We start from the raw sequence: 18,424 nt of genomic DNA, 5'->3' as shown, positions 1-18,424 counted from the left end.
AAGGTCGGCGAGCGACTGCACCGCTACGCCGACGGCCTCTTCGTCCGCGCCCGCGAGATATCGCCGGCGCCTGACACAGCCTCTCCCCCGGATCGAACCGCGATCCCCACCTCGTCCGACCCCACAGAAACGGAGCACACCACCATGGCCTGGGATTTCTCCACGGAACCCGACTTCCAGAAGAAGCTCGACTGGATGCGGGATTTCGTCCGCACCGAGGTCTTCCCGCTCGAGACCCTCGACCTCGACTGGGATCAGTTGCGCAAAGCGATCGCCCCGCTGCAGGAAGAGGTCAAGGCCAACGACCTGTGGGCCGCGCACCTCGACCCCGAACTCGGCGGACAGGGATACGGCCAGGTCAAGCTCGGCCTGATGCAGGAGATCCTGGGTTCCACCCCGTTCGGTCCGCTCGTGTTCGGCTGCCAGGCACCAGATTCCGGGAACTGCGAGATCCTCGCCGCGGTCGGCACCGAGGAGCAGAAGAAGCGGTGGCTCGAGCCGCTGCTCGCCGGCGAATACTACTCGTCGTTCGCGCTGACCGAACCCGACAACGCCGGCGCCGATCCGACGAACCTCACGACCACCGCGGTCCGGGACGGGGACCAGTGGGTTCTCAACGGCCACAAGTGGTTCATCAGCAACGCCGCGACCGCGGACTTCATGATCGTCGTCGCCGTCACCGATCCCGACGCCGAACGCCACCGTCGCACCTCGCAGTTCATCATCCCCATCGACGCCCCGGGTCTCGACGTGGTCCGCGACATCGGCTCGGTGGAGAACCCTCGCCCGCGGCCGTACACCTACGGCTCGCACTGCGAGGTCGTGCTGCGCGACGTCCGCGTCGACGACTCCGCTCTGCTCGGCAACCGCGGCGACGGCTTCCTCATCGCCCAGAAGCGCCTGGGCCCCGGCCGAATCCATCACTGCATGCGCTGGATCGGCCAGGCGAGCCGCGCCTTCGACATGATGTGTGAACGCGCCACCTACCGTTACGCCCACGGCTCGGTCCTCGCCGACAAGCAGACGGTCCGCAACTTCATCGCCGACTCCGCCGCCGAGATCCAGGCCCTGCGTCTCATGACGCTGCACGCGGCGTGGCGTATCGACGAGGAGGGCACGGCCGCCGCCCGCAAGGACATCGCGCTCATCAAGTTCTTCGGCGCGAAGATCCTGCACGACGTCATCGACCGCGCACTCCAGGTGCACGGCTCGCTCGGTTACAGCGCGGACCTGCCGCTGGAGTCCATGTACCGGGCCGCGCGCGCCGCCCGCCTCTACGACGGCCCCGACGAGGTGCACCGCGACAGCGTCGCCCGCCAGTACCTGAAGGGTTACACCCGACCGGCCGACGACCGTCCGACCGAGCACATCCCCACCCGCCGCGAGGCCGCCCGGCGCCGCTTCGCCGAGCTTCTCGCCGAACAACCCTGATCCCACCCCCGCACTGACCCGACCAGAAAGCGAACACGTATGTCTCTCAACGGAAAAACAGCGATCGTCACCGGCGCGGCACAAGGCATCGGTCAGGCCACGGCGATCCGTCTCGCCGCCGACGGCGCTCATGTGGTCGCCGCCGACATCCAGGACTGCGAGGTCACTCTCAAGGAGATCGCCGAGGCGGGCGGCTCCCCGGAGGCGGTCCGTCTCGACGTCCGCGTCGCCGACGACTGGTCGGCGGCGGTGGAGCAGATCACCGCCTCCCGCGGCTCGGTCGACTGCCTGGCCAATGTGGCCGGTGTGGTCAACATGATCAGCGAGGACACCGTCGTCGGTCTCACCGAGGAGGCGTGGGACCTCGTCGTCGGCACCGACCTCAAGGGTGTGTGGCTCGGCATGCGGGCGGTCATCCCGGGCATGATCGACAACGGCGGCGGCCGCATCGTGAACATCTCGTCGATGGCGGCGCTGCGGGGTCTGCCGAATCTGGCGTCGTACTCGGCGGCCAAGGGCGGGGTCGTGGGTCTGACCAAGCAGGCGGCCTACGAGTACGGACCGCAGAACATCCTCATCAATGCCATCGCACCGGGCACCATCGACACCCCGATCCTGGCCGACATCACCGAGGAGATGCGGCAGGCGAACGCCAACGCGCACATCGTGCGTCGACTGGGCCGCCCGTCGGAGATCGCCTCGATGGTCGCCTACCTGATGCGTGAGGGTGACTTCCTGACCGGCGAGATCTACCCGGTCGACGGCGGCTGGGCCGCCAAGGGCAACTTCTGAGAGGAGCTCAGGCGCGCAGTTCGATGCCGTGAGCCGTCACGGCATCGAGCAGCGCGGTCGGGCGATCGGCCGGCGGCACATCGTGCACCAGCGCAAAGGAACATCCGAGCGCTCGTGCGCCGCCGTCGGCCTTCTCGCTGTCCCCGACCATGAGCACATCGCCGGCCGGCACGCCGATCGCGTCGAGTGCGGCGCGGAAGATGCGCGGGTCGGGTTTGATGGCGCCGACCTCATAGGAGAGCGCATACGCGTCGACGACGTGGTCGATGCCGTGCAGGGCAAGGACTTTGCGCAGATCGAAGGCGATGTTGCTGACGATGCCGACCGGCACCCCGGCGTCAGCCAGACGCGTCAGCACCTCGACGGTGTCGGCGAACGGCACCCACGACTCCGGGTCGAGGACCCGGTCGTAGAGAGCGTTGGCGTGACCGGGATGGCTCAAGCCGACCGTACGCAGCAGCGCGAGATACCCGACACGGTGCAGTTCCGGGTCGAGATCCCGTCGCTCCCAAGCAGTCCGGTCGTCACCCTCGATCCCGTCGGGCAGGCCGACCGGCGCGACCATGCGGCGGATGATATCCGCCTGACGTGCCGGGGTGAACGACTCGCCCGCGTCGTCGAGGAGATCGACGAACCAGTCATCGCGCGCCTCGAAGCGGAACAGCGTGCCGGAGAAGTCGAAGAGGACCGCCCGCACTGCGTTCGCCGTGTTCGTCTGACCCGCGGTCATGCGCCGGCGGCCGCGACGACGTCGGCGAGACCGCGGGCGACCGAGCCCGCCTGTTCCGCCGTGCCGGCCTCCACCATGACCCGGACGAGTTGCTCGGTTCCGGAGGGACGCAACAGAACTCGACCGGAGTCACCCCAGTTCGGCCTCGGCGTCGGCCACGGCCTGTTTGACCGCCGGCGACTCCGCGACCGCATGCTTGTCGGCGACGCGGACGTTGATGAGTTCCTGCGGCAGCACCGTCACGATGCCGGCCAGGTCGGCCAGCCGCGCCGAGGTGGCCGCCATGCGGGCCATGATCATCAGGCCGGTGAGGATGCCGTCACCGGTGGTTCCCGAACCCGGGACCACGATGTGACCGGATTGTTCGCCGCCGAGCGAGTACCCACCGCGACGCAGCTCCTCGACCACATAGCGGTCACCGACGGCGGTGGTGCGCACCGTGATGCCCGCCTCGCGCATCGCGATGTGCAGACCGAGGTTGCTCATGACGGTGGCGACGAGGACGTTCTCGTGCAGACGGCCCTTGTCGGCGAGCGACGTCGCCAGGATCGCCATGATGGCGTCGCCGTCGACGATCTCACCGGTGGAATCCACTGCCAGACAACGATCGGCGTCGCCGTCGTGGGCGAGTCCGAGATCGGCGCCGTGCTCGAGGACGGCCGCCTGCAGCTTGTCCATGTGGGTCGACCCGCAGTCGGCGTTGATGTTCAGGCCGTCGGGATCGGCGTGGATCGTGATGACGTTGGCACCGGCGTCGGCGTAGGCCAGCGGCGCGAGCTGCGACGCGGCGCCGTGGGCGCAGTCGACGACGACCGTCAGACCGTCGAGACGCTCGTCGATGGCCTGCGCCAGATGCCGGCGGTAGCGGTCCCCGGCGTCCGGTGCGTCGAGGACGCGACCGACCGCGGCACCGATGGGCCGGATGAACTCCTCGCCCATCGCCGCTTCGATGCGGTCCTCGATCTCGTCGTCGAGCTTGTGCCCGCCGGCGGAGAAGAACTTGATGCCGTTGTCGGGCATGGGATTGTGCGACGCGGAGATCATCACGCCGAAGTCGGCGCGGTAGTCCGCGGTCAGGAACGCGACCGCCGGGGTGGGCACGGTGCCGACGCGGATGGCGTCGACGCCGGTCGCGGCGAGTCCGGCGCACACGGCGGCTTCCAGCATCTCGCCGGAAGCACGCGGATCACGACCGACCACCGCGCGCGGACGGCGCGTGGAATCGTCCGATATGTCTTCGAAAACGACCGCGGCGGCCGAGGCCAGGCGCAACGCGAGCTCGGGAGTGAGCTCGGCGTTGGCCAGGCCTCGGACGCCGTCGGTACCGAAAAGGCGTGCCAAGATCAGCGCTTGGAGTACTGCGACGCCTTGCGGGCCTTCTTCAGGCCGTACTTCTTGCGCTCGACCGCACGCGGGTCACGGGTGAGGTAGCCGGCCTTCTTGAGGGCGGGACGATCCTCCGGGGTGACCTCGATGAGGGCACGGGCGATGGCGAGACGCAGCGCGCCGGCCTGGCCCGAGGGGCCGCCACCGACGAGCTTGGCGAAGATGTCGAACGACTCGGTGCGCTCGACGAGAACCAGCGGAGCCTTGATCAGCTGCTGGTGCACCTTGTTGGGGAAGTACTCCTCCAAGGAGCGGCCGTTGAGCTTGAACTCACCGGTGCCCGGCATCAGGCGAACGCGGACGACGGCTTCTTTGCGGCGGCCGACGGTCTGGATCGGGCGGTCGATCACGATCGGCTCGCGGACGTCTTCGACGGCCGGAGCGGCGTCGTAGTCGTCAGCAGCAGCCTCGACGGCCTCCACGGCCTCGACGACCTCGACAGCTTCTTCGACGGCCTCGTTGATGTTCTCGTTGGTCACTGGGCCACCTGCTTGATCTCGAAGGGGACGGGGCGCTGGGCCGCGTGCGGATGATTCGGGCCTGCGTAGACCTTCAGCTTCGAAGCCATGGCGCGACCGAGCTTGTTCGAGGGCAGCATGCCCTTGACGGCCTTCTCGATGACGCGCTCGGGGAAGGTCTCGAGCAGCTCGGCGGTGGTGCGGGACTTCAGGCCACCGGGATGCCCCGAGTGGGTGTAGTTCAGCTTGCGCTCGGCCTTGTTGCTGGTCAGCGCAACCTTCTCCGCGTTGATGATGATGACGAAGTCGCCACCGTCCATGTGCGGGGCGTAGGTCGGCTTGTGCTTGCCGCGGAGCAGGTTCGCGGTCTGCACGGCCAGCCGGCCGAGCACCACGTCGGTGGCGTCGATGACGTGCCACGTACGCGTGATGTCACCGGCCTTCGGGGTGTAGGTAGGCACAGTTGGTCCTCAACTCTTGTCTTTAGGGTGCTGGTCGGGTGCACGGCGGAGGTTGTTCCCGGCGACCAGTGGGGACCCGGGCCTCTTCTGCCTGTACACACGCGTGTGCGACAGGCGCCGAGCACCAGCGATCCAGGTTACGCGACCGCGCAGGTCAGGGTCAAAACGCCCGACGGGGCTCACCCCACCCGTACCGAGCCGACGGCTCGCGCGCACTCTTCGTCCAGCGACTCGGCGGCCGATCCCGCCTGACAGCCGATGGACACCTGCAGCCCGTCGTCGACGATGACATACCAGCGGATGGAGCTGCCCGAGGCCGGCGCCTCCCGGTAGCTGATGACGTGTCGCCCGGCGTATCGGGTGTCGGCGGAGAACTCGGTGACGACGTCGTCGCCCCGTTGCTCGATCCGGTTGCGGAGGCTGGTGGCGACCGACTGCGGGGTCGAGCCGTCGCGCAGTTCGGTCAGCACCGCGATGATCCGGCGGCCGTCGGCCTCGGAGACGAACACCGCGCGCCGCGTGGTCGGGTCGTCGGTGGTGTCGCCGGGTGTGTCCTGTCCGCTCTGCCGCCAACCACCGGGAACCGACAGCGTGGCGCGCCCGACGGCGACCTCGGAGGCCGCCGGTGCCGGGTCGTCCCGCTGCCACCAGCCGACCGCGAACGCGCCGGCGACGACGATCACCGCCGCGGCTGCCGCACCGGCCAGCATCCGGCGGCTCCGCCGCGTCGACACGGCCGTCGCCGGCTCCGCGGGGTCGGCGACCACCGGCACGGCGTCGTCGGCGACACCTCCGGTCCGCCGGCCGAGACGGACGACGAGGTCGCGGTCCACCGGAACGACACGGCCCGCGATCGCGTGCTCGGCGACCAGGCCGACCGCCGCCGCCACCTCCGCGGGGTCGTCGCCGTCGACGAAGACCGCCTCGACCGCGTCGTCGATGATCGTGAGGCCCTCGGTCCCCTGCTCCCCCGGCTCGATCAGCCCGGAACGTTCGAGAAGCCAGCCCTCGGGGTGCCGCCGCACGATCTGCACGTCCCACGCCGCCGGTCGCGGACGGGCGGGATCGGCGGGCGGCGTCGGGATGTGCGTGGTCTCGACCACGGCACAGCGCTGCACCGTGATGTCGGCGTGGCTGCGCGCGACGAGGACCGCACGCGGGAGGAGCGTGAGCGGGGCACCTCCACCCACGTCGGCCAGCGACGACGCGCGTCGCGGTCCCCAGGTGCTCGGATGCCCGACGATGAGCGGATGTTCGGCCTCGGCCGCGATCCCCAGGTCGGCGAAGGCCATCTGCCACGCCTGCCGCAGGTGGTGCCGCCGGCCGTCGGCGACCACCGTCATCTCGTCCACGGCATCGAGGAGCGGACGCAGGTCGAGCCCGGAATCCCTTGCGCCGCTACCGGGTTCGAAGATCCTGGGTCGGCCGTACGCGAGGTCGACGATTGCGGGACGCCGCCGTATCCCGCTCACGCCCGCACCTGCCTCAGCCATCGCAGATCGTCGTCAGTCCTCGGCCGGCACGAGCGCGACCTGGATCATCTCCTGCGGACGCACGCGGGAGACCAGCTCACCGCGTCCGGGGACCAACCGCTGCATGCGGCTGCGCCCGGTGATGAAACCCTCGTCCCGGTCGCCGCTCATCAGCAGCATGTCCGACGACAGGTCCTTCAATCGTGCGATCACCGGATCGAACATCGCCCGGCCGAGGCCACCGGAACGGCGGGCCAGGATGATGTGGAACCCGATGTCCCGCGCGTGCGACGCGAACTCGATGACCGGCAGCAGCGGGTTGCCCGCCGAGGTGGACACCATGTCGTAGTCGTCGACGACGAGGTAGACCTCCGGCTTGCCCTCCAGCCACGAACGCTCCCGCAGCTGCGCGACGGTCACGTCGTCGGGGGGCATGCAGCCCTTCAGGTAGACCGCCAACTGGTTCATCAGCGTCATCGCGTTGTCGTGTGAACTCGCATAGCCCGCGAGGTGATCGCCGTCGACGATGCCGAGCATCGTGCGGCGGTAGTCGATGAAGGCGATCTTCACCTGCTCCGGGGTCCCGCCGGCGACGAGTCCGCGGACGATCGCACGCAGCACGTTGGTCTTCCCGTGCTCGACGTCGGCGAAGACCATGAAGTGCGGCTGGGCGTTGAAGTCGAGGACCACCGGGGCCAGCTCGAGTTCGCCGACACCGATCGCGACCTGGTTGAGCGACAACGAGACCCCGGCCGCGGCGAGCCCGTTCTGCACCGCCGCCATCTCGATCTCGGTGCTCAGCTTGCGCACCGGCATCGCCGACCGGCCCGGGTACGCGGCGGCCAGTTTCTCCGCCGACGCCGCGACGCCGGCGGGCAGCGACTCGGCGCTGCTGACCGCGTCGAGCCGCGGCAGCGCGATCAGCATGTGCAGTTCCTCCGCGGTGAGACCGCGGCCGGGACGGTTCTGCGGGACACCCGCGGCGGCGCGACGGCCCATCTCCGAATCCGTCGGATCGCCGAGGCGCAGTTCGATACGTGTGCCCAGCAGGTCGCGCACCGCCGGACGGATCTCGGCCCATCGCGACGCACTGACGATGACGTGGACGCCGAAGGACAGACCCTGGGAGACGATCGTGGTGATCTGTTCCTCCAGCGACTCCAGTTCGGAACGCAGCACACCGATTCCGTCGAGCACGAAGAAGACGTCGCCGAAGCGGTCGCCGGCCAGCGGGTCGTCGGGTGCGACGGTCCCGGTGGCGAACCAGGCCGCGCGGCGGGCCCGGTAGTCGCGCATGGACTCGACGCCCAGACGGGCGAACAACAGCTCGCGCGCCCGGATGATCGCCCCGACCTCGGCCACGGTGCGACGGACGGCGTCCATGTCGCCGCGGGATGCCACCGAACCGACGTGCGGGAGTCCGGCGAGACCGGCGAGACTGCCGCCGCCGAAGTCCAGGCAGTAGAACTGCACCTGTTCCGGGGTGTGGGTGGCGGCCGCGGTCATGATGATCGTCCGCAGCGTCGTCGACTTACCCGACTGTGGTCCGCCGACCACCGCCACGCTGCCGGCCGCGCCGGAGAGGTCGACGACCAGCGGGTCGCGTCGCTGGTCGTAGGGGCGGTCGACCAGACCGATCGGCAGCGCGAGATTCCCGGGGACCACCGGCTTGGTCCAGTCGCGCGCACCCACCAGGTGTGCCACGGTCGGCGACTTGTCGAGCGGGTCCAGCCACACCTGGTGCGCCGGCGGGCCGACACCCTCCATGCGGCCGATGATGGTCTGCATCAGCGTCGGGACCGGCACCGAGGTCGGTTCGAAGCCGACCGGGTCGCCGGGCGCCGCCGCGTCGAGGGCCGGGGGCTCCTCGTCGAGCAGGCTCGCCGCCTGGTCCAGCAGCGACCGCGGCGAACCCTCGTCGAGCGGCACCGGCAGTGCGGTGAAGACCTTGAGGTTTCCCAGTCGCGGCGAACCCGGCGCCACGGCATCCGCGGAGTCATCGGCCACGGTCGGCGAGTAGTACGGACCCGAGACGTACGAGGTGGTGAAGCGGACCGGGTCATCCGAGTCGCACTTCAGATAGGCCGAGCCGGGCACGCTGGGCAGGTGGTAGGCGTCGGGGACGCCGAGCACCGACCGGGACTCGTTGGCGGAGAAGGTCTTCAACCCGATCCGGTACGACAGGTGGGAGTCGAGGCCGCGGAGCTTGCCCTCCTCCAGGCGCTGTGAGGCCAGTAGCAGGTGGATGTGCAACGAACGGCCCAACCGGCCGATCGCGACGAACAGCTCGGCGAAATCGGGTTTCTGCGAGAGCAATTCGGAGAACTCGTCGACGACGATGAACAGCGCAGGCAGCGGCTCGAGACGCACACCCGAGGCGCGGGCCCGCTCGTAGTCGGCGACGTTGGCGTAGTTGCCCGCCGCCCGCAGGACCTCCTGGCGGCGGTTCATCTCTCCCGACAGCGCATCCTTCATACGGTCGACCATCGACAGTTCCTGCTCGAGGTTGGTGATGATCGCCGCGACGTGCGGCGCGGACTCGAGACCGAGAAATGTTGCGCCACCCTTGAAGTCGACGAGCACCAGGTTCAGCTCGGTCGGCGAATGCGTCGCCAGCATGGCGAGGACAAGGGTTCGCAGGAACTCCGATTTACCCGAACCGGTCGCACCGATACACAGACCGTGCGGTCCCATGCCGCCGTGCGCGCTCTCCTTGATGTCGAGTTCGACGGGTGCGCCGCTCGGCGTGTAACCGATCGGCACCCGCAGACGTTCGCGGCCGGTGCGTCCACGCCAGGCGGTGGCCGGGTCGAAACGGGCGGCGTCGTCGATGCCGAGGAGTGCGGGCAGGCCCGGATCGGTGGACGTCGCCTCGGATTCCAGATTCGCCAGGGTCGCCGCGGTCGCCAGCCGGTAACGGGCCATGCGGCGGGCGATCGCCTCCGCCTCGGCGACGGTCAGCGAATCCATGTCGGCGAATTCCTCGACACCCGCGGCACTCCGGGCCGACACCTTGCCGCCGCGCACCACGAGCTGCAGCCCGCGTCGGACCGCGAGGCCGTCCGGCGGTGCGGTCAGGTCGAGGACCGTGACACCCTCCATGCCGGCCGAGCTGAGGACGCGTTCGTCGCCGGCGACGTAGCCGTCGTCGATGACGACGACCAGGTGGGCACGGTTCCCGCTCGGCGGGGCGGACCTGCTGAACCGGCCTCGCTCGAGAAGGTCTGCGGCCAGCGCGTTCTCGAGGTCGGCCAGCGTCGGATAGATCATCCGCATCGGACCGATCCCGTCGCGCAGCGTCGGATGCCCCACGTGCGGAAGCCATTTGGCCCAGTCCCAGGCCTCACCGGCCGGGTCGCCGGTGACGATGCCGATGTGGAGGTGGTCGGGACCGTGGAAGGCGCACAGCTCGAGGATCATCGAACGGACGAGTTCGCGGGTCTCCTGCCGCGCGCCCTCGATGTTGATCGCCGGGAAGCCGCGCAGCGAGATCGACCGGGGCAGGCTGTAGACCGCGGAATGGGTGCGCACGAACCGACGTAGCGCGACCATCGACACCGGTTCGATGTCCTCGAGGGGCCCGGTCTCCGGCGGCATCAGGCGGGTGGCCAGGCGTTGGACCCCGACTCCCACTCGCACATGGGCGAAGTCGTTGTCGGCGGGGCGCCGCTCCCACATGCGCCGGCTGCCGACGACGTCGAGCAGGGCGTGCGGGTCGGGATGACTCCAGGTGCGGGCGGCGCGCTGGTTCTCGACGGTGTCGAAGACCTGGCCGCGCAGCTGACCGAGGTAACGGAAGTAGTCCTTGCGCTCTTCGTTGAGTTCTGCGGCGCGCTTGCCGCCGCTGCGCCCGCCGGCGGCGAACATGCCGAACATCGACATGAGCATCATCAGCGGGAACATCATGAACAGCGGGTTGGTCAGGATGTTGCGGCCGCCGGTGACCATCATCAACGCGATCATGCCGACGACGGCGACGATCATGACCACGGGCAGCAGCTTGACGAGCAGATTGCCGGGTACCACGCGAGGGACGTCGGGCGGCGCCTGGATGTTGACCTCACCCCCGGGCATGCGCGGCGGCGTGATGCGTGGCCGACGCACGAACCCCTCAGTGGTCGTGACCACTCGATCCCCCCTGACACTTTCGAGCTGTGCATCCCCTGGCGGGCGAACCCGCTGAAGTTGGCTATGTTAGCTGCTGAACCCTTGGGGGAGGACTGAGCTGTATGGCACCTGTGGACGGATTCGCACCGGGACACCCGACGACCGCCGCGGACGGCACCGGCGGTGACCGGCAGCGCTCGGACACCTCGGTGGAGCCGCAACTCGTTCGTGTTTCGGTGCTGGGTGGCAACACCCAGCTCGATGTCGGCCTACCCGCCGGCATCCCGATCGCCGGACTCATCGGCGACCTCGTCGCGCAGATCGAGTCGCGCAACCCCTCCCGGCACGACCCGGACGACCCCGACGCCGATTCCCGCGGCCGCGGGCGTCCGCATGACCGGCAGAACCGCTGGACCCTCGCCCTCGTCGGGCAGGAACCGCTCCCCCTGCACCGTTCGCTGTCGGAGTCGGGCATCCGCGACGGCGACCTCCTCCTGCTGACCTCCACCCGCACCGGCGAGTCACCCGTCCTCTTCGACGACGTGGTCGATGCCGTTGCGCGGCTGAACGAGTCACAGTTCGTGGGCTGGACCGCGACCTCGGCGCGATACGTGGGTCATGCATTGGCCCTCGTCGCGGCGGTCGCCGCCGGGGCCGGGCTGGCCGCGAGCCGGATCGACAGCGGTGCGCTGTGGCCCGCGGGAGGGTCCGGGCTCGCGGTGATCGGGCTCGTCACCGCGGCGACGATCGTCGCGCGCTACTACCGCGACCAGCTCACCTCAACGATCCTGTCCGTGTGTGCGGCGCCGATGGCGTTCGTGACCGGCATGATCCTCACACCCGGTTCCTACGGTGCCGCGCATCTGACACTCGGATTCACCCTCACCCTGGTCACCGCGGTCATCACCTACCGGCTGACCGCGGTCGGTGCGACCGCCCACAGCGCGGTGACCAGCGCCGCCGTCGTCGGCGCACTCGGTTGCGGCGCGCGTCTGCTCCTCGACGCCGACATCTCCGATGTCGCGGCCGTGGTGGCAGCGGTCGGACTGCTGCTGATCGGACTCGCCCCGCGACTGACCATCCTGCTCGCCAAGCTGCCGCTCCCGCCGGTGCCCACCGCGGGCGCAGCGATCGACGTCAAGGACATCGAACCGCAGCCGTCCATCGAGGGCATCGGCGCGATCGGGGCCACCGCCCTGCCGAAAGCCGATGCACTGGAACGACGCTCCTACATCGCCAACGCGTACCTGACGGGCATCGTCGGCGGCCTCACCGCCGTCGTGGCGATCTCGGCGGTGCTCACCGCCGCTCCCCTCGCCGGCTTCGAGTGGAAGAACGCCGCCTACGCCGCGATCATCGGCGTGGTCCTCTGCCTGCGCGGCCGCTCCCACAGCGACCTCTTCCAGGCGGCGATCCTCATCATCGGCGGTTCGCTCGTGGTGCTCGCACTGCTGGTGGGCCTGGCGTTCGGGGACGGCCAGTGGCCGATCATCTCCTTCGCGCTGGGCGGCGCCGTCCTCGTCGCCGCGCTCGTCTTCGGAGTCGTCGCACCGCACCAGGACTTCTCCCCGGTGATTCGCCGCTGGGCGGAGATCAGCGAGTACATCCTCGTCGCGCTCATCGTCCCGCTGTTGCTGTGGTTGCTCGATCTGTACCGGATCGTCCGGGACATCTGATGCCCCGGGCCACACCCCGGGTCGCGATGCCCCTCGCGCTGACGCTGACCGCGACCCTCCTCGGGTTGACCTCCTCCCCCGCCGCCGCGGTGACCCCGCCGCGCGTCGACTCCTCGGCACTGATCCGTTCGGCACCGGTCGCACCGCCGGAACCGACCGAGCAGAGCCATCTCTGCAACACCGCGACCCTCACCCGCACCACCGCGAATCCGACTGCTGCACAGTCGATGATGAATCTCGAGGAGGCGTGGCGCTTCAGCCGCGGCGCCGGGCAGCGGGTGGCCGTCATCGACACCGGCGTCACCCCGCACCCGCGCCTGGGACGCGTCACCGCGGGCGGCGACTATGTCTCCGGCGGCACCGGGCTCGAGGACTGCGACGCCCACGGCACGCTCGTCGCCGGGATCATCGCCGCACGCCCGAGTGGCTCCGATGCCTTCGCCGGGGTCGCACCCGCGGCATCGATCATCGGAATCCGCCAGTCCAGCAGTGCATTCAAAGCGAGGAACAACCGACGCGACGACGATTCCGCGCCGTCCGTGGGCTCCGGATTCGGCTCCGTCCGCACGCTCGCGCACGCAATCGTGCGGGCCGTCGACCTGCGCGCCACGGTCATCAACATCTCCGAGGTCGCGTGCGCCTCGTCGGCGGACAAGGTCGACGACCGCGCTCTCGGGGCGGCGATCCGGTACGCCTACGAGCGTGACGTCGTCGTGGTGGCGGCGGCCGGCAACGTCACCCGGGACGGCGCGTGCCGCTCGCAGAACCCGGCACCCGCGGCCGGCGATCCCACTGACTGGGGCTCGGTCACGACCATCGCGAGCCCCGCGTGGTACTCGCCCTATGTCCTCACCGTCGGCTCGGTCGACGCCGCGAGCGGCACGCCGAGCGATTTCAGCCTGCACGGCCCGTGGGTCGGGGTGGCCGCACCGGGCACCGACATCGTGAGCCTCGACAGTGCGAGGGGATCGAACCGGCTGGTGTCTGCGCAACGCGGCGAGGAAGGTCCGCTGCCGCTGATCGGCACGAGTTTCGCCGCCCCCTATGTGGCCGGCACCGCCGCGCTCGTCCGCGCGCGGTTCCCTGAACTGAGCGCGCGGGAGGTGATGGATCGCATCATCGCGACCGCCCATGCCCCGGGAACCGGTCACGACCAGCGCATCGGTCACGGTGTCGTCGACCCGGTCGCGGCACTCACCGCGGAGATACCCGTCGAGGTACAGGCCCGGCCGCAGTCGGCCCCGATCGCCGCGCCCGCACCACCGGCGCCGCCGGATCACACGGCGCGCAACGTGGCCGTCGCCGGGGCAGGGATCGGCGCCGCGGTCATCGCTGCGGTCCTGGCCATCGCACTGCCCCACCGTCGGGTTCGCAAGCTCGATCCCGACGAGTTCTGAGCAGCGAGCTTCTGATCAGCCGTTGGTACGCGCGGGACGCAGCTCGCGCGGCAAAGCGAAGGTCAGCGTCTCGTTCGCGGTGTTGACCGTCTCCACGGTGCCGTAGCCGCGCTCGGCGAGGTAGTCGAGCACACCGCGGACGAGGACCTCGGGCACCGATGCACCGGAGGTGACGCCGACGGTGTTCACCCCCTCCAGCCAGGTCTCGTCGATCTCACGGGCGTAGTCGACCAGGTGACCCGCCTTGGCGCCGGCCTGCAGGGCGACCTCGACCAGGCGGACCGAGTTCGATGAGTTCTGCGAACCGACCACGATGACGAGATCGCACTCGGGCGCCATCGCCTTGACGGCGATCTGCCGGTTCTGGGGTGGCGTAGCAGATGTCGTCGCTGGGCGGATCGTTGAGCAGCGGGAACTTCTCCCGCAGCCGGCGCACCGTCTCCATCGTCTCGTCGACCGACAACGTGGTCTGCGACAGCCAGACCAGCTTGGACTCGTCGCGCACGGTCACCGCGTCGACGCTGTCCGGGCCGTCGACGAGCTGGATGTGCTGGGGCGCCTCACCGGCCGTCCCCTCGACCTCCTCGTGGCCCTCGTGACCGATCAGCAGGATGTCGTAGTCGTCCCGCGCGAACCGCTTGGCCTCCTGGTGCACCTTCGTCACCAGCGGACAGGTCGCGTCGATGGTCCGCAGGTTTCGTTCCGCGGCGGACGCGTGGACCTGGGGCGACACGCCATGGGCGGAGAACACGACGATCGCACCCTCGGGCACCTCGTCGGTCTCCCCCACGAAGATCGCCCCGCGATCGGCGAGGGTCTCGACCACGTGCCGGTTGTGCACGATCTCCTTGCGGACGTAGACGGGAGCGCCGTGCTTGTCGAGGGCGCGCTCGACCGTCTCCACCGCACGATCCACACCCGCGCAGTAACCGCGGGGCTCGGCGAGCAGGACACGCTTCGTCTCAGACATGTCTCCCAGGGTACGGGTTACAGACAAGTGCCCGATGATGGCAGAGTGTTGGCATGGATCGCGCACCCTACCCGGCCCGTATCGCCGCAGGTCTGATCGTCACCGCCCTCGAGGAGACGCGCAAGCTTCCCGCGCTGCTCATCACCCTCCCGATGACAGCGGTCAGCCAGACCCTGCAGGCAGGCATGCGGGCGCAGCAGAACATCGCCGAACTCGCCATCAAGGGCGACGCCGCCCTGGGGATGCTGTTCGACAAGCCCAGCGAGCAGCCCCAATGGGCCCGCTTCGACGAGGACGACGAGGTCCCGGGTCCCGACTCCGACGCGCGCGCCGGTGACGTACCGATCGAGAAGCCCACCACCATCGTCGACGAGGTCGAGGCCGCCGCCGATGGCAACGATCCGGGTGATCAGCCCGGCGAAGCGGTGAAGTCCACCACGACCGCGAAGGTGACCAACGCCACGAGGACCAGCGGGGCCACCAAGGCCACCGAGATCGACGCGGAGGCCTCCGACTCCGACCTGGCCGCACCGCCGCGGGCCGACGCCGGTCGCTTCGCGCTGTACAGCTCCGCACCCGAGGACGTCGTGGACGCCGCGGAGAAGAAGCCGACGGCGCCCAAGGCCAAGCCGAAGAACGGACCGGCACCCGAGATCGTCGTCCTCATCGACTACGACACGCTGACCCTGGCGCAGCTGCGTGCCCGTCTGCGGACGGTCGGCACCGACGACCTCGAGACCCTCGTCGACTACGAGAAGGCCAACCGTGGCCGCGCACCGTTCGTGACGATGCTCGAGAACCGGATCGCCTCGCAGAACAAGCGCTCCACCGAGGCGTGAGCGGGACCTCGCCGAACTCGGCCGAGAATCCGTGGCCGGTACGGACGGTCAACACCAAGATCGCCGACTGGATCCACCGGTTGGGCCAGATCTGGGTCGAGGGCCAGGTCACCCCAGATCAGCCGGCGCCCCGGTACCCGCACGGCGTTCCTCACCCTGCGGGACCCGGCCGCCGACATCTCCATCTCGGTGACGTGTAGCCCGGACCTGTTGGCGCGCACCGAGGTTCCGCTGACCGACGGCAGTCAGGTCGTCGTCCTGGGCCGGCCCAGCTACTTCACCGGCCGGGGCACGGTGTCGCTGCGGGTCAGCGACATCCGTCCGGTCGGCGTCGGCGAACTGCTGCTGCGGATCGAACGCCTTCGGCAGTTACTGGCCGCCGAGGGATTGTTCGACGCGCGGCTCAAGCGTCCGCTGCCGTTCCTGCCGCGCTCGATCGGGCTGATCAGCGGGCGGGCCAGCGCTGCGCAGCGCGACGTCTTGAGCGTCGCGACCGATCGGTGGTCGGCGGTCCGCTTCGACGTCCGTGAGGCGCCCGTCCAAGGACCCACGGCGGTGGCACGCATCCTCGCCCACCTCGCCGACCTCGACGCGCATCCCGACGTCGAGGTGATCATCATCGCCCGCGGCGGCGGCAGCGTCGAGGATCTGCTGCCGTTCTCCGACGAGGCCTTGCTGCGTGCGGTCTCCCGTTGTCGCACACCGGTGGTCAGCGCGATCGGTCACGAGCCCGACAACCCGCTGCTCGACCTCGTCGCGGATCTGCGCGCGGCGACGCCGACCGACGCCGCCAAACGAGTGGTGCCCGACGTGGACGCCGAGCTCGCCGGGATCGACGACCTGCGCCGGCGGAGCGCACAGGCGTTGCGCAACTGGGTGCGTCGCGAGACCGGGGTGATCGAAGGCCTCCGACGACGCCCGGTCCTCGCCCGGCCCGGTGTGATCGTCGACCAGGAGTCCGCGAACGTGGCCGAGCTGGTGCGCGCGCTGCGGCGCGACGTCCGGCGTCACGTCGACACCGAGGACCGACGCCACGAGCACCTCGCCGCCCGGTTGTCGACGCTGGGCCCGGCGCAGACCCTCGCGCGCGGTTATGCCGTGGTGCAGCGCACCGACACCGACGTCACCCACGTCGTGAGCACACTCGACGACCTCCCCGTGGGGGCCGAGCTTCGTATCCGGGTCGCCGACGGCGCGGCGCGCGCCACCGTCACCGCGACCGAGGCACCCACCACTTCCCCTGACGACGAAGGAGATTCGTGAGCACCGACAGTGACGACACGGGCGAGGACTACACACCGGTTGCCGAACTCGGCTACGAGGAGGCGCGCGACGAGCTAGCCGACATCGTCAGCACGCTCGAGCACGGCGGCCTGGATCTCGACACCTCGCTGGCCCTGTGGGAACGGGGCGAGGCACTCGCGACGCGCTGCGAAGAGCACCTCCGCGGCGCGCGCGAACGCATCGAGACAGTGATTGCGCAGAAGAACGCGTCCGACCAGGAAGACGCCTAGCAGACAACGAGTAGACGGTCGGCTCAACCGAATTCGAGCTGTGCGCCACGGTCGGCGACGGTGGCGTGGAATCGCTTCTCCGCCGCGCGGTCACCGACCACCAGCAGCGCCTCCCGCCGGTCGGCCGTCGAGTCGACGTGCACGCACGGCGCGCTGATCACGCGACCGCCGGCTGCCGGGGTGGCCGCACCGGCCCCGTACACCGGGACCACGATCACCAGCAGGGCGACGAGCACCGCGACGAGAACCAGCCGCGCCCACATGACCGGCAGCCACCACGTGTACCTGTGCCTGATTCCCCGTGACATGAGCGCCTCCCGAAGCAGACGCTAGGAACGGACGCACCGGTTTTCGCGAGTAGTGGGCTACTCGAATCACCCGACCCCAGCCGGACCCGTCCCCGGGAACCACCCTGTGCAGACGCGCCGTCGTCATCTCGTCGCCGGCGGGTGCCCTCCAGGGCCGGTTCGCAGCGGCGCCTTTCGGGGGCGCTCCTCAGCAGCTCAGGCGTCGAGAGGTTGCTGCGTCGCCACCGACGCCGCGATCGTCTCGATGTCGGCGTCGGGCCCGCGGGACAGGACGCCCACGCGTACGTTGCCGAAGTCGGTGATCCAGAACTTCTTGCCCTCGGCGGTCTCGTAGGTCACCCACTGCCGGCCGCCCGCCTCGCGGGTACCGGTCGCGCCGACGTCGCCGTACTTGGTGTCGTCGCCGCCGAGGTACGGCACCAGCAGGTCCTCCGACGCGTCGGTCTGACTCAGCTGCACGTAGGCGCCACTCGCGCTGAGCCAGCCGACGGTGCTGACCCGGTGTCCCTCGATCGCGTCCGACGAGCCGGAGTTGGGCTTCCACCCCTCCGGTGTCGGCGGGCGGCGGATCGGGAACGGCATTTGTCGGGCGTCGGCATCCAGTGCGGTGACCACGTCGAATGCGGGCACCTTGCTGTCCGCCGGGTCCTGGTTCAGTCCGACCGAGCAATTCCCCGAGGCGATCGCCACCAACGCAATCAGCGCGAGCAGCGGTACCAACGACCAGAACATGTCCTTGCCGTTGATGAGAATGCGCGGTTTGTCTGCCATGAGGGCGAGTATCCCACCAGAAGGGTCAGTCACCGAACGGCCGGTGTGACATGCAAGGATGGTCCCTGAGATCACCGCCACACCCACGGATCCCACGGCCTGCGCCCACTGG

General features: G+C 69.6%; 13 protein-coding genes and 3 pseudogenes. 7 read left to right on the top strand and 9 right to left on the bottom strand.

What is annotated here, in order from left to right:
* Positions 1–144: 144 nt before the first annotated feature.
* Together RVF83_RS13790 and RVF83_RS13785 are read left to right on the top strand one after the other, a co-directional pair.
* Entirely contained in the window at positions 145–1,431 is a 1,287-nt protein-coding gene (locus RVF83_RS13790) for an acyl-CoA dehydrogenase family protein (protein WP_006866018.1), read from the top strand.
* Positions 1,432–1,470: 39 nt separating this feature from the next.
* Positions 1,471–2,223 carry an SDR family NAD(P)-dependent oxidoreductase gene (locus RVF83_RS13785; RefSeq protein ID WP_005195816.1) on the top strand — a complete coding sequence of 251 codons (753 nt, stop codon included), beginning with the start codon at positions 1,471–1,473 and terminating at the stop codon, positions 2,221–2,223.
* 7 nt (positions 2,224–2,230) lie between these two features.
* Here RVF83_RS13785 and RVF83_RS13780 read toward each other — a convergent pair whose 3' ends face one another.
* The 6 genes and pseudogenes from RVF83_RS13780 to RVF83_RS13755 all read right to left on the bottom strand — a co-directional run bounded on the left by RVF83_RS13780 (position 2,231) and on the right by RVF83_RS13755 (position 10,858).
* Positions 2,231–2,953: an HAD family hydrolase gene (locus RVF83_RS13780; protein ID WP_005195814.1), complete on the bottom strand. Its 723-nt coding sequence runs from the start codon at positions 2,951–2,953 to the stop codon at positions 2,231–2,233.
* Positions 2,950–4,294: pseudogene (glmM, locus tag RVF83_RS13775) on the bottom strand (phosphoglucosamine mutase). Before glmM ends, RVF83_RS13780 begins: the two are co-directional and overlap by 4 nt.
* Before the next feature lie 2 nt (positions 4,295–4,296).
* A complete protein-coding gene (gene rpsI, locus RVF83_RS13770; RefSeq protein ID WP_005195810.1) occupies positions 4,297–4,818 on the bottom strand; it encodes a 30S ribosomal protein S9 in 522 nt (173 codons plus the stop codon).
* On the bottom strand, positions 4,815–5,258 hold the full coding sequence (gene rplM, locus RVF83_RS13765; RefSeq protein ID WP_005195808.1) for a 50S ribosomal protein L13: 444 nt from the start codon (positions 5,256–5,258) through the stop codon (positions 4,815–4,817). Before rplM ends, rpsI begins: the two co-directional genes overlap by 4 nt.
* A gap of 179 nt (positions 5,259–5,437) precedes the next feature.
* Complete coding sequence (locus RVF83_RS13760) at positions 5,438–6,751, bottom strand: type VII secretion-associated protein (protein ID WP_005195806.1); 1,314 nt, start codon at positions 6,749–6,751, stop codon at positions 5,438–5,440.
* A gap of 12 nt (positions 6,752–6,763) precedes the next feature.
* Positions 6,764–10,858, bottom strand: coding sequence for a type VII secretion protein EccC (locus RVF83_RS13755; RefSeq protein ID WP_005195804.1), 4,095 nt, complete (start codon positions 10,856–10,858; stop codon positions 6,764–6,766).
* A gap of 101 nt (positions 10,859–10,959) precedes the next feature.
* Here RVF83_RS13755 and eccD point away from each other — a divergent pair, with 101 nt between their 5' ends.
* Together eccD and mycP are read left to right on the top strand one after the other, a co-directional pair.
* On the top strand, positions 10,960–12,513 hold the full coding sequence (gene eccD, locus RVF83_RS13750; protein ID WP_039880056.1) for a type VII secretion integral membrane protein EccD: 1,554 nt from the start codon (positions 10,960–10,962) through the stop codon (positions 12,511–12,513).
* Positions 12,513–13,910 (top strand): type VII secretion-associated serine protease mycosin, encoded by a 1,398-nt coding sequence (gene mycP, locus RVF83_RS13745; RefSeq protein WP_005195800.1) that lies wholly within the window; start codon positions 12,513–12,515, stop codon positions 13,908–13,910. Before eccD ends, mycP begins: the two co-directional genes overlap by 1 nt.
* A gap of 15 nt (positions 13,911–13,925) precedes the next feature.
* Here the strand turns inward: mycP and RVF83_RS13740 are convergent.
* Positions 13,926–14,880 (bottom strand): annotated as a pseudogene (locus RVF83_RS13740) (4-hydroxy-3-methylbut-2-enyl diphosphate reductase).
* 53 nt (positions 14,881–14,933) lie between these two features.
* Here RVF83_RS13740 and RVF83_RS13735 point away from each other — a divergent pair.
* From RVF83_RS13735 to RVF83_RS13725, 3 genes and pseudogenes are all read left to right on the top strand, one after another.
* Positions 14,934–15,719, top strand: coding sequence for a lipid droplet-associated protein (locus RVF83_RS13735; RefSeq protein WP_005195797.1), 786 nt, complete (start codon positions 14,934–14,936; stop codon positions 15,717–15,719).
* Positions 15,716–16,982: pseudogene (xseA, locus tag RVF83_RS13730) on the top strand (exodeoxyribonuclease VII large subunit). Before RVF83_RS13735 ends, xseA begins: the two are co-directional and overlap by 4 nt.
* Positions 16,979–17,233 (top strand): exodeoxyribonuclease VII small subunit, encoded by a 255-nt coding sequence (locus RVF83_RS13725; RefSeq protein ID WP_005195793.1) that lies wholly within the window; start codon positions 16,979–16,981, stop codon positions 17,231–17,233. Before xseA ends, RVF83_RS13725 begins: the two are co-directional and overlap by 4 nt.
* Before the next feature lie 23 nt (positions 17,234–17,256).
* On the opposite strand, the gene RVF83_RS13720 is transcribed toward RVF83_RS13725, so the two are convergent.
* Positions 17,257–17,541 (bottom strand): hypothetical protein, encoded by a 285-nt coding sequence (locus RVF83_RS13720; protein WP_005195786.1) that lies wholly within the window; start codon positions 17,539–17,541, stop codon positions 17,257–17,259.
* A 195-nt stretch (positions 17,542–17,736) separates the two neighbouring features.
* Complete coding sequence (locus tag RVF83_RS13715; RefSeq protein ID WP_005195784.1) at positions 17,737–18,312, bottom strand: DUF4245 domain-containing protein; 576 nt, start codon at positions 18,310–18,312, stop codon at positions 17,737–17,739.
* Between the last annotated feature and the right edge of the window lie 112 nt (positions 18,313–18,424).

The organism is Gordonia rubripertincta, assembly GCF_038024875.1.
Lineage (GTDB): Bacteria > Actinomycetota > Actinomycetes > Mycobacteriales > Mycobacteriaceae > Gordonia > Gordonia rubripertincta.
Note: the sequence above shows the minus strand (reverse complement) of the source record. Positions and strands in the feature narration are given on the sequence as shown.